Below are 11,871 nucleotides of genomic sequence, written 5' to 3' on the forward strand. Positions count from 1 at the left end.
CGTCACCGCACGACGACGACACCGACGGCCCCCGACCACAGCTGTCGGGACACGGCGGCACAACCGACCCCGTCAAGGACTACCTTCGCCTCATCGCCCGTGTCCGGCTGCTCACCGCGGAACAGGAAGTGGACCTCGCCAAACGCATCGAGGCCGGTCTCTACGCCGAGCAGTTGCTGGCGGAGGCACAGACCCGGCACCGCAGCGGAGAGCTGGCTGTCCTCGTTGAGGACGGCCACCGGGCCAAGGCCCACCTCACCGAGGCCAATCTCCGCCTGGTCGTCTCGGTGGCCAAGCGCTTCACCGGCAGGGGACTGGACTTCCTCGACCTCGTCCAGGAGGGCAACGCCGGCCTCATCCGGGCAGTGGAGAAGTTCGACTACGCCAAGGGCTTCAAGTTCTCCACCTATGCCACCTGGTGGATCAAACAGGCCGTCACCCGGGCTCTCGCCGATCAGAGCCGCACCATCCGGATCCCCGTCCACACCGTGGAGGTCATCAACCGTGTGGCACGGGCCCGCCGGGAGCTGATGCAGGGCATGAGCACCGTGCCGACCCCGGAAGAGATCGCCGCGAAGGCGGAGATTCCGGTGGAACGGCTCATCGAACTCGATGCCTACACCAAAGAGCCCGTCTCCCTGCACACCGCCCTGGGCGAGGAGGGCGACGGCGAGTTCGGTGACCTCATCGAGGACACCGACGCGCCCGCCCCCTGGGAGGCCGCCACCCACTTCTTCCTCCAGGACACCATCCGGTACCTGCTCACCGGCATGACCGCCCGCGAGGCCGGCATCATCTCCCTGCGCTACGGACTCACCGACGGCCGCCCACGGACCCTGGAGGAGATCGGGCACGTCTACGGCGTGACCCGCGAACGCATCCGCCAGATCGAGGCCAAGGCGATGACCAAGCTCCGTCACCCGTCCCGCTCCCAGATGCTGCGGGACTACCTCGACGACCAATGACGGCCGACCACGGCCTCGGAAGAGGTCAGGGGCCGTAGAGCCGTGCGCGGCGTGCCGTCTCCGACGGCAGAACCCCGAACCGGTCCTTGTACTGCTGGGCGAACCGGCCGAGGTGGAAGAAGCCCCAGCGCATCGCGATGTCCGTGACAGAGGCCCGGTCGGCTTCGGTCATCAGATCCTGGTGCACGCGCTCCAGCCGCACGGCCCGCACATAGGCCGTCGGCGACATGCCCACGACTTCCTTGAAGCCTCGCTGCAGTGCTCTCGTGGTGCAGCCCACGCTCTCGGCCAGGTCGGCCAGGCACAGGCCCTCGTCCGGCTGTTCCTCGATCAACTCGATGGCTGCCCGGATCTTGTTGCGACGTGCCGGTGGGTCCGGTGCCTGGAGCAGGTTGCTGTAGTCGTTCGGAACCGTGGCGAGAATCTGGGTCAGGACCAGCGACTCCAACTGGTCGCGGGCCATGGGCATGGTGGAGATGCCGCCGGGCCGGAGGAGTTCGCTGCGCAGGAAATGCACGGCCGAGAGCAGGGACTGCCCGGCCCCCGAGGTCAGGTCGAATCCGAGGTCGAACGACACAGGATCCTCGACCCGCCGATTGATCAGCTTGCTGAGGTGGGTTTCAAGGGACCGCCGCGGAATCTTGATCGCATATTGCACAGCTTCCGGGCTCCACCGCACGGTGAACGGGTCTGTCGGCGAGAACAGAACTCCGCTCTGTCCCGCCTGGGTCGACGCCCGCGCACGCTTCTGGGCGACCACTGTCTGGCCGTGCAGGGTGAGGTTCATGTGATAGCAGTCGGTCATCGGCGGCACGATGAGCTCGGCGTCGGCGCCGTACACCAGGTGCCCGATGGTGAGCCGCTCGGAGGCCAGATAGCGCAGCTTGAAGTCCAGCTCGTGCCCGTCCCTGGTCTTCAGGTCATGCGGGATGTAGACGTCCGTGATGTATTGGCGAGCCTCGCCGAGGTCGTGGGTGAGGAGGACGGGAGAACGGGTGGGCATCCTCTCGTCTGCGTCGAGCCCCATAGCAGCCTCCCGGTCTTCGTACCGTGCGGCGGATCAGGCCCTCAGCGGCTTGACTGCTCCGTCGCAGTGAGCCGACACGCTAGGTCAGGAGCGGTGCTGCGGCCATCCGCACACAACGCCAATTATCCGCCAAACGACAGTCCGGATCCAGACAGCAGAGGTGTCGCAACCCGGATAGCGACCCGTGCTCCGGCTCAGTACATTCGAGCTCCAGACCTGATTGTGATGGAGCGCCTACCGTGGTTGCAGCCGATCCGACCGAGCCCTTGAACCGGTTCCGCCGCATGCGCACACACGATGTCGCCGAGGCCGAGCACATCGTGTCCGATACGTATGTTCCGCACAGTCTTTCCGCCGATGCCGAGCTCGACGCCCGGCTCAATGTGGCCGACGGACGGCGTATCACGTTCGGCTACCTGGCATACGGAGCCGAAACGGAACTCGCTGTGCCCCCCATGGTCGACTTCTTCCACGTCAACCTCACCCTGCGGGGCAGGACCGCTGTCCGTCAGGGGCGGGCCTCGGCGCAGACAGTCGCCCTGCACGAGGGCGTGGTCCTGTCTCCTGCCGAGCACAGCACGCTGCGTTGGTCTGCGGATGCCGCACAGTTCGCGATCAAGATTCCGGTGCGGACGCTGAAGGACCACCTCTCGGCTCTGCTGCACGAGGCCGTGCCCGAACCCCCGCGTTTCGCCCTGTCCGTCGACCTGTCGGCCCCGGCCGGGATGGGGCTCCTCCTGGCGGCCAACTTCCTGGCCGAACAGGCGAACAGTCCCCATCCACCCAGTGACCTGGTGTGCGAGCAGCTCGAGTCCTACCTGCTGACGCAGGTACTGCTCAGCGTCGAGAACACCTACAGCGGGCAGCTGGCCGCACCGGCGGGCCCCATAGGCCGGTTCCAGCTGGAAGAAGCCGTCGAGTACATCGAGGCCCATCCGGAGCGTCCCCTCGACGGGGCCGAACTCGCCGCCGTGACGGCCACTGAGGCGTCAGCGCTGCGCATGGCGTTCGAGGAGGAACTCGGCATCACCCCGGAGCGCTTCGTCAGTGGTGTGCGCCTCAGGAGAGCCCATGCCGAGCTCCGGTCCGGTGACCCCTCCCACGGCTCCATGACCGCCATCGCCCGCCGTTGGGGCTTCGCCCACCTGGACCGCTTCGTCTCCGACTACCGTGCGCAATACGGCGAACACCCCTCCCGCGTTCTGCGCCGTGCCCGCAACGGCACACGGACGGCCCGGGCCTGGGCACTGCCGCCGTTTCGCGGATAGTCATCGCCTCCGGGCGGATAGCCCGGCTCAGTGGGCATTCCTAGCATCGAGGACGTGTCTTTCCATGACAATCCTCCTATTCCCGCCCTTACCGGTATCCGGGTGCTGGAACTCGGCACTTTGATCGCCGGGCCGTTCTGCGGCAGGCTGCTCGCCGACCACGGTGCCGACGTCATCAAGATCGAGGCACCGGACCGCCCAGACCCCTTGCGCGACTGGGGCCAGGCCGAGCAGGACGGACACCACTTCTTCTGGACGGTGCACGCGCGCAACAAACGCTGCATCACCCTGGACCTCCGTCAGGCGCGCGGCCAGGACCTCTTTCTGCAGCTGGTGGAGAAGGCCGACGCCGTAGTCGAGAGCTTCCGCCCCGGCACTCTGGAAAAATGGGGGCTCGGCTACGACGAACTACGCAGAAGGAATCCCGGCCTGGTGCTGGCCCGTGTATCCGGGTACGGCCAGACCGGTCCGTACAGTCGCCGTCCCGGCTACGCCTCGGTCGCCGAAGCCGTCAGCGGCATGCGCCACCTCAACGGCTTTCCGGGAGGACCGCCGCCGCGCATCGCTCTGTCCGTCGGCGACTCACTCGGCGGAATGTTCGCCGCACAAGGAGTACTGACCGCGCTGCTGGCCCGCGACCGTCACGGCCCCCACCACGGCCGCGGCCAGGTGGTCGACATCGCCCTGTCCGAGTCCTGCCTCGCGCTCCTCGAATCCACGATCCCCGACTACGACCGCACGGGCCTCGTCCGCGCGCCCTCCGGTACCCGCCTGGACGGCATCGCCCCGTCCAACCTGTACCGCTCCGCCGACCACCGCTGGCTGATCATCGCCGCGAATCAGGACACCGTCTTCGAACGGCTCTGCATGGCCATGGGACGCCCCGAACTCGCCGCCGACCCCCGTTTTGCCACCCACGTTGCACGGGGACGTCATCAGGACGAGATCGACGACATCGTCGCCGCATGGGCTGCCCGCCACGACGCCGCGGCCCTGACCAAAATCCTCGAAGAGGCCGGCGTGGTGGTCGGCCCGGTCAGCACCGTCGCCGACGTGGTTGCCGACGAGCAGTTCCGCGCCCGCGACATGCTCGTGGCGCACCACGACGAACGCGTCGACGCCGACGTACTGGGACCCGGCGTCGTCCCGAAGCTCGACAGCACACCGGGAAGCGTCCGCTGGGCCGGCCCACCCCGGCCGGGTACGCACAACACCGAAATCTACAGCGACCTGCTGAAACTGCCGGCCGACGAACTGGACCGCCTGTCTGCCGCCCATGTCATCTGAACCACCCCCTGAGGGAGTCGCCATGCCGTATCTGCCTTTGCCACGCGCCGTAGACCTGCGCGAGGTCGGTCTGCGTGACGGCCTGCAGCTGGAGAAGCCGATCCCGTTGGAGGAGAAGCTGGAACTGCTCGGTGCCGTCGTCGCAACAGGCGTCCGCAGGGTGGAGGCCACCTCCTTCGTCTCTCCGAAGGCCGTACCGGCTCTGGCGGACGCGGAACAGGTCGTCGACGAACTCAAACAGTGGCCCGACGTCCACTTCTCGGCTCTCGTCGCCGGGCTCGGCGGTGCGCGACGCGCGGTCGCGGCCGGGATGCCCGAACTGGAGTACGTCATCTCCGCGTCCGACGGACACAGCCTGGCCAACGCCCGCCGGACCTCCGCCCAGGCTGTGGACGCGGTCGCTGACATCGCCGCCCTGGCCCACGAGGCGGGCGGAGCATGCGAGGCCATCATCGCCGTGGCCTGGGACTGCCCCTTCGACGGGCGCACACCCGCCGACCACGTGGTGGACATCGCCCGCAAGGCGGTCGACCTCGGCGCGGACCGGCTCTGCCTGGGAGACACGATCGGCACGACCACGCCCGGCCGCGTCGTCGAACTCGTCGAGGCCGTCCGAGCTGCCTGCCCGGGCAGAGACGTCGGGGTGCACTTCCACAACACACGCGGGGCGGGCCTGGCCTGTGTGCTGGCCGCCGCCCAGATCGGCGTCACGCAGATCGACGCCTCCGTCGGAGGGCTGGGGGGATGCCCCTTCGCCCCCGGAGCCAGCGGCAACATCGCTACCGAGGAGGTCGTCTACCTGCTGGAGGAGTCCGGTGTCTCCACGGGGATCGACCTCGACCGGGTCCTTGAGGCCGCTGCCGTGGCCGAGCGAGCGGTGGGCCACGCACTCTCCAGCAACCTCTACCGAGCCGGCGGGCGACTGCAGCCCCGCCCCCGCCGAACCGACTGACCGCGCAGCGGCTGCCGGCCCACCACATGGCGGGCCGGCAGCCGCACTGAGAGCAGAAGCGCCGCCGACCCTCGTCCGCGGGCAGGAAGGGCAAGGACAGCTACGGACAAAGGCCGGCGGCGCTGCTTGTGGGTGGGGGAGGGATCAGACCTGCGGGGTGAGCGCGCTCAGCGCCTTGGAACCGCGAACGGCCGCCGCCAGGGCGGTCAGCGCAGCTCCGTGGGCGGCGGCAAGGGCGGCACTGTCCGGTGCGAGAGTGGTGCGGTCGAGGAAGCCGGCCTGGTCCAGGTAGAGCCCGGGGGACAGGACCTGGACGGCGAAGAAGCCGGCCAGCACGTTGCGCAGGTCGTTCTGGGCGAGGAAATGATGTCCGCTTGCGCCGGTGAGTACGACGGCTGCGGCCTTGCCTCGCAGCGGGGCGCTCGTTTCCCCCCACATGCCACGCTCGGTTGTTTCCAGCACCTGCTTCAGGAGCGCGCTGTAGGTGGCGCGGTAGACCGGGCTGCCGAACACCACGGCATCCGCCGCCTCGATCGCGGCCGTCACCTGCTCGGAGCTTGTCTCACTCAGTTCCACCAGCGACGTCATGGCGCCCGCATTCGTCGCACCGGCCAGCACACCGGACACGGCGGCACAGGTCCGCCCGCCTGGGGCAGGGCCGCCGACCAGGCCGAGCACACTCGTCATCGGCGTCTCCTCCTTGTCGGTGATCGCACGGCCTCAGTGGCCGTGTATGCGTCAGCAAGGACACGCTGCAGCCTAGGGACACCCATCGTGTGTTGATATCCGCACAGGGGCACGGAGACGTCCGTAAAACGACAGGGCTGATGCCTTTCGAGGGACGACAGACCGGCACAGGTCGTCTTGGGGATGTCGGCGGCACAAACCGGATAGCCCGCCGATCCCCATGCTCATAGCGTCGTCCTCCACCGGGAGCGGCCCGCCATCACCGCACCCAGTGGAACACCGGCGTCGAGGAGGACGGGCACATGACGGCAGGGCTGGAACAATTCCGGATGCTCATCGGTGGCAAGGCGGCCGACGCGATCTCCGGTCGGACCTTCGAGTCGCAGAATCCGTACACCGGTCGGCCGTGGGCCGTGGTGCCGGACGGAGGGCCGCAGGACGTCGATGCGGCGGTCCGGGCCGCGCGGGCCGCTCTCGAGGGGGAGTGGGGCGACGTGACCGGGTTCGCCCGGGCAGCCCTCCTGCGACGACTGGGCGACCTGATCGGTGAGAACGCCGAGCGGCTGGCCCGGTTCGAGGTCAACGACTCGGGCAAGCTCTACCGGGAGATGATCGGGCAGTTGACGGCCTTGGGAGGCTGGTACCACTACTACGCCGGGCTGGCCGACAAGATCGAAGGCAAGCAGATCCCGACGCCCAACCCCGACTACCTCGTCTACACCCGGCGTGAGCCGGTCGGCGTGGTCGCGATGATCACGCCGTGGAACTCGCCGCTGATGCTGCTGACTTGGAAACTGGCGCCGGCACTGGCCGCGGGCTGCACCGTGGTTGTCAAGCCGTCCGAGCATTCCCCCGCCTCCACCCTGGCGTTCGCGGAACTCTTCGAACAGGCGGGCTTCCCGCCCGGGGTGATGAACGTGGTCTCCGGCCTGTCGCGGGAGACGGGCGAGGCCCTGGCCGGTCACCCGGGTGTGGACAAGGTGGCCTTCACCGGTTCCACGGCCACTGGCCGAGCCGTCGCCACGGCCGCGGCGCAGAACCTCAACCGGGTCACTCTCGAACTCGGCGGCAAGTCACCGCAGATCGTCTTCCCCGACGCGGACCTGAGTGCGGCGGCCAACGGGATCGTGGCCGGCGTGTTCGCGGCGACGGGCCAGACCTGCATGGCTGGATCCCGGCTGATCGTGCACGAGTCGGTCCATGACGAACTCGTGGACCTGGTCGCCCGGCGTGCCGCCCGGATCCGGCTGGGCGACCCACAGGACCCGGCGACCGAGATGGGACCCGTCGCCAACGCGCCGCAGTACGAGAAGGTCGTGCACTACCTGCGCACCGCCCAGGCCGAGGGCGCCACCGTGGCCTACGGCGGGACGGCCGACTCCTCCCTGGGCGGCTACTTCGTCAAACCCACCGTGCTGACCGGGGTGAGCCCGGAGTCGACCGTTGTCCGCGAGGAGGTGTTCGGTCCCGTCCTGTCCGCCTACACCTTCACCGACGAGACGCAGGCACTCACGCTCGCCAACGACACGCCCTACGGTCTCGCCGGCGCCATTTGGACCAAGGATGTGCACCGAGCCCACCGGGTCGCCGCCCGGCTCCGGGCCGGAACCGTGTGGATCAATGCCTACCGGGTCGTCGCGCCGAGCGTGCCGTTCGGCGGATACGGCGATTCCGGTCTCGGCCGCGAGAACGGTCTCGCCGCCATCGAGGAGTACACCGAGAACAAGTCGGTCTGGGTGGAGCTGACCGGGGGCACCCGCGACCCCTTCACCCTCGGCTGACACGGCGCAAGGCGCCACCTGCGGAACGAGGGTTTTCGCCGTGAGGGCGGCCGCCCGCCTGGTCTCACACCAGGCGGGCGACGATGTGGTGGGAGAAGATGAGCCTCGAGTTCATACTGCGGGCAGGTCAGCCCACCGAGTGACCCTGGCCGCACTACTGGCTCGGGTGCCACGCCGTGCGGACAGGGCGGCGACGATGCCCGTGCCGCGGCCGTACTCCTCGATGGGGAGACGGTGGGAGTGCCGGCGGGACCTCAGGGCCGGGCCCGAGTCGGTGACCTCGATGTGCACCACCCGGCGCCGCCCCTCCGACCAGGTCCAGGACAACCCGACATCGGCAGGAGGACGGGCGTGGACGAGCACGTTGGTGGCCAGCTCCGAGACCACCAGCGCGGCGTCATCGACGGTCTCGGGGGGAAACCCCCAGGCGGCAAGGCGGGCCTGTACCTGCCTGCGGATCGCGCTGACGGCGTCGGAGACGGGCAGCAGGGGCCAGATGCACTCACTGCTCGTGGACAGAGCCTGATCCGTGCCGACCAGCTTTGCCGTGGTTGCTGAACTCATGATGTCACTGCCTTGGCCTTGGTCGGCCGGGGCGACTCGTCACTTCCGCGAGCCACCTGTCCGACCTTGCATGGAACGTATGCCGCGGGGGCCGCCCTCGCTATCCGCCTGTCACCGCAGCATCCGCAAAACGACAGCCCCGTGCATCGCAGAAGATGATCTACACCTGCGTCTCCGCCACCGAGCGGATGCCCCTCCTGTAGGTCCACCGCCTGGTCTCCGGCACCCCCGAACATCTGTCGCGCCGGTGCCGCCCGCGCTCTGCGACATCCACGGCTGCTGCCCACCGAGCTGATCGCCATCTCGGCCTGGGACTTGACCGCCCGGCGGGCCGTCGTCGACGAGAACGCGCCGATCGAAGAGTGTCGCATCCGCGAAACGTCCTCAGCTTTCCGGTGACGGCTCGAGTCCAGAGAATCCGCGCCGTTGCCCGTACTCGCCCAGGCTCACCGCGACAACGCAGCAGAGCCCTGCCAGGAACACGGCATAGCTGTCCGCGAACGTGCACAGCAGCACGGCCACGGCCGCACCCGGCATGATCGCCTGAGCCGGACCCTTCTTGAAATGCCGCCCCTGCAGGATCCAGACCACGAACAGGAAGATCGCCGTCGGCACGGTCACGCCGGCAGCGGCGAGCCGTGCCGAGATCTCCACGCGCCCGGTGGTGAACGCGGCGGAGACCTGGGCCCCCGCGCCGATCGCCGCGGCCGAGCCGAACACGAGGTAGTGCCCGTAGCCCCACGGGAACGGCGACGACTGAGTGGCCAGCAGGTCCCCGACCTTGTGCGCGAAGTAGATCCACCAGGCCGCGAAGACGATCAGGAGCCCGCCGAGCGCGAGCAGCACCAGCTCCCCGACGTTCTCGTGCCCGGTCGCCGCCTCCTGGAACGCGACCGTGGCTGCCAAGACGGTCTCGCCGAGCACGATCAGTGTGAACAGGCCGTACCGCTCGGCGATGTGATGCGGATGGTACGACAGCCGCCCGGTCTTCGCGGCCCAGTAGGGCACCGCCAGTTCGACGGCGACCAACACGGCATATCCGACCTTGTATTCGGTGCTCGAGTGCACCAGCTGCAGCAGGACCCATAGCAGTTGGACCGCGAGCACGCCGCCGCCCCAGCGCACCGCGAGCCCGCGCAAGTCCGGGTTGTCCCGGTACACGCGGATCCACTGCGACGCGAAGGCCAGCCGGACGATGACGTACCCGATGACGGCGACCGTGTAGTCGCGGTGCTCGAACAAGCGCGGCACCCCGGCGGCGATCACGAGCGACCCGGCGATCTGCGCCAAGGTGGCGAGCCGGAACGGGACGTCGTCCGGATCGAAGGCTGAGGCGAACCATGAGTAGTTGTTCCAGGGCCACCAAACGGTGAAGAACGCCGAGAGATACGCGGCTATCCCGTGCGCGACATGCCCGGTCTGGATCGCCTTCGCCAGTTCGTGCCCGGCCTGTCCGACTGCGATCACGAAGCAGAGGTCGAAGAAGAGCTCCAGCGGCGTGGAGGCGCGGTGGTGCTCATCCGCGGCACGTGCGGCGATCGCGCCCTTGGGCCTCAGGCGGAAGATCGCGCCGTCCAGCGCACCAGGTGCGGGGAGTCGGCGGGCGTCGGCCTGCTCGTCAGTGGTGTGCCGCAGATGCAAGCGGGTCACGTTTCGCCTCCTTCGTGGCTGGTGGGGGGATCGGATCGCGACAGTGGGGGGAATGGGAAGCGCAAATGACGAGGGGACCGGTGGCACCGGTGCGCCTCAACGCATGAAGCAGAGGCAGCCGAGGAGGGGACTCCCGCTCTTCGCCCAGACACGTCAGGGCGAAGACGAAGACCTCATGGATAAGGCGAGTCCTGCCGGTACCGCTTCCGCCCGGCGGGCGCTGCCCCTCAGGTGGACTACAAGCTGTGCGGTCAGGCCTGGCGCTTCGGTGCAGGCCTGGGCGATGACGGGTGCGTCATCTCCCGGGATGACCAGGCCTGTTGGGGAGTGATCGCGGCGCACTGGGCGCGCAGGAAGTCCGCGATCTCCTTGCTACGGTGCATGGCCTCATTCTGAGTGCACTTACGCGCGCTTCAAACCTCCAAACTGGCCCTGCCAGTACCAGCCTGAGCAGGGTCAGCTACGCCCCACATGACAGGCGTGCGGGCCTGGTGTGCTGGATGTGGCGGCCGGGGGAGCCCCTGCCGCTCCGCCGCCCCGGGTGAACCTCGGCAGGGCACCATCCTGTCCATAGCCCAGGCCGGCTGACATCTCGGTCAACGGGTGCGACCCGCCCCACGGCGGGCACCGTTCGATCTCACGGAAAAGCAGCAAGGGAACAGTGATCGGCTATGGCTCAGCGTGTTGCGGTGACAGGGGCGAGCGGAAAGCTCGGCCGCGCCGCCGTCAGGGAGATGCTCGCGCACGGCTGGGAGGTCATGGCGCTCGACACGAACCAGCCGGCCGAGTCGCTGTGTCCGTTCATCCGCGTGGACCTGACCGACTTCGGGCAGACCGTGGAGGCACTGACCGCGGTCGACGACCGCCATGCGGGTGTGGATGCGGTAGTGCACCTGGCGGCGATCCCTGGTCCCGGCGTGGCCCCTAATGCGACCACCTTCGCCAACAACACCCTCTGCGCGTACAACGTCTTCTCCGCCGCGCGCACGGCCGGTGTGCGCAACCTGGTGTGGGCCTCCAGCGAAACCCTGTTGGGTATCCCGTTCGAGACGCCGCCGCCGTACCTTCCGGTCGACGAGGAGTACCCGGCCCGTCCGGAGACGGTCTACTCCCTGGCCAAGAGCGTGGAAGAGCACATCGCCGCCCAGTTCTGCCGCTGGGAACCTGAGATGAAGATGATCGGGCTGCGGTTCTCCAACGTCATGGAGGAAAGCGACTACTCCCGGTTCCCGGACTTCCAGGCCGAGCCCGAGCTGCGGAAGTGGAACCTTTGGTCGTACATCGACGCCCGCGACGGCGCTCAGGCCATTCGGCTGGCTCTGGGACACGAGGCCACCGGCGTGGACGTTTTCGTCATCGCCAGCGCAGACACCGTCATGCAGACGCCTACGAAGGAGCTGGCAGCGCGGGTGTTCCCCGGCGTCGAGGTGCGGCGCCCGCTGCCCGGCCACCAGTCCCTTCTGTCCAGTGACAAGGCTCGCCGTGTCCTTGGTTACGCCCCCACGTACAGCTGGCGTGACTACGTCCCCGCCACGGAGGAGAGCTGATCGGCGGGATGGCGCGCCGGGGCAGTCCGACGCCGGTCCTGGGCTCCATGAGTCATGTCGTTTGCGGAGGGCGGCCCCGACTTTTCGGATGCGCTGGCGGTCTTTTCCTGGTGCTTCCGTACGGGCGCTTCGCACCCGCATAC

The 11,871-nt window shown here is 68.4% G+C and carries 10 protein-coding genes and 1 pseudogene; 6 read left to right on the top strand and 5 right to left on the bottom strand.

Going from position 1 to position 11,871, the window contains the following annotated elements:
• Positions 1 to 11 precede the first annotated feature (11 nt).
• Positions 12 to 965: pseudogene (locus ABZ928_RS19990) on the top strand (RNA polymerase sigma factor); the annotation flags it as partial.
• Between the two features lie 25 nt (positions 966 to 990).
• Here ABZ928_RS19990 and ABZ928_RS19995 read toward each other — a convergent pair.
• Positions 991 to 1,992 carry an AraC family transcriptional regulator gene (locus tag ABZ928_RS19995; protein ID WP_361520333.1) on the bottom strand — a complete coding sequence of 334 codons (1,002 nt, stop codon included), beginning with the start codon at positions 1,990 to 1,992 and terminating at the stop codon, positions 991 to 993.
• A 284-nt stretch (positions 1,993 to 2,276) separates the two neighbouring features.
• Here ABZ928_RS19995 and ABZ928_RS20000 point away from each other — a divergent pair, with 284 nt between their 5' ends.
• The 3 genes from ABZ928_RS20000 to ABZ928_RS20010 are packed head-to-tail and all read left to right on the top strand — an operon-like array spanning position 2,277 to position 5,499.
• Positions 2,277 to 3,260 (top strand): AraC family transcriptional regulator, encoded by a 984-nt coding sequence (locus ABZ928_RS20000; protein ID WP_361520336.1) that lies wholly within the window; start codon positions 2,277 to 2,279, stop codon positions 3,258 to 3,260.
• Between the two features lie 54 nt (positions 3,261 to 3,314).
• Positions 3,315 to 4,547 (top strand): CoA transferase, encoded by a 1,233-nt coding sequence (locus ABZ928_RS20005; protein WP_361520339.1) that lies wholly within the window; start codon positions 3,315 to 3,317, stop codon positions 4,545 to 4,547.
• A 22-nt stretch (positions 4,548 to 4,569) separates the two neighbouring features.
• Positions 4,570 to 5,499, top strand: a complete 930-nt coding sequence (locus ABZ928_RS20010) for a hydroxymethylglutaryl-CoA lyase (RefSeq protein ID WP_361520342.1) — start codon at positions 4,570 to 4,572, stop codon at positions 5,497 to 5,499.
• Between the two features lie 144 nt (positions 5,500 to 5,643).
• Here ABZ928_RS20010 and ABZ928_RS20015 read toward each other — a convergent pair whose 3' ends face one another.
• Entirely contained in the window at positions 5,644 to 6,186 is a 543-nt protein-coding gene (locus tag ABZ928_RS20015) for an NAD(P)H-dependent oxidoreductase (RefSeq protein ID WP_361520345.1), read from the bottom strand.
• A gap of 302 nt (positions 6,187 to 6,488) precedes the next feature.
• On the opposite strand from ABZ928_RS20015, the gene ABZ928_RS20020 reads away from it, so the two are divergent.
• Positions 6,489 to 7,967, top strand: a complete 1,479-nt coding sequence (locus tag ABZ928_RS20020; protein WP_361520348.1) for an aldehyde dehydrogenase — start codon at positions 6,489 to 6,491, stop codon at positions 7,965 to 7,967.
• A 111-nt stretch (positions 7,968 to 8,078) separates the two neighbouring features.
• On the opposite strand, the gene ABZ928_RS20025 is transcribed toward ABZ928_RS20020, so the two are convergent.
• The 3 genes from ABZ928_RS20025 to ABZ928_RS20035 form a co-directional block, all read right to left on the bottom strand.
• Positions 8,079 to 8,531 (bottom strand): ATP-binding protein, encoded by a 453-nt coding sequence (locus ABZ928_RS20025; protein ID WP_361520351.1) that lies wholly within the window; start codon positions 8,529 to 8,531, stop codon positions 8,079 to 8,081.
• A 384-nt stretch (positions 8,532 to 8,915) separates the two neighbouring features.
• Complete coding sequence (locus ABZ928_RS20030; protein ID WP_361520354.1) at positions 8,916 to 10,181, bottom strand: low temperature requirement protein A; 1,266 nt, start codon at positions 10,179 to 10,181, stop codon at positions 8,916 to 8,918.
• Between the two features lie 251 nt (positions 10,182 to 10,432).
• Positions 10,433 to 10,564 carry a hypothetical protein gene (locus ABZ928_RS20035; RefSeq protein ID WP_361520357.1) on the bottom strand — a complete coding sequence of 44 codons (132 nt, stop codon included), beginning with the start codon at positions 10,562 to 10,564 and terminating at the stop codon, positions 10,433 to 10,435.
• A 288-nt stretch (positions 10,565 to 10,852) separates the two neighbouring features.
• Between ABZ928_RS20035 and ABZ928_RS20040 the strand changes: the two genes are divergently transcribed.
• Positions 10,853 to 11,728 carry an NAD(P)-dependent oxidoreductase gene (locus tag ABZ928_RS20040; RefSeq protein ID WP_361520359.1) on the top strand — a complete coding sequence of 292 codons (876 nt, stop codon included), beginning with the start codon at positions 10,853 to 10,855 and terminating at the stop codon, positions 11,726 to 11,728.
• The last annotated feature ends 143 nt before the right edge of the window (positions 11,729 to 11,871 follow it).

This window comes from Streptomyces sp. NPDC046909 (assembly GCF_040644695.1).
In the GTDB taxonomy this organism is placed as follows: Bacteria; Actinomycetota; Actinomycetes; order Streptomycetales; family Streptomycetaceae; genus Streptomyces.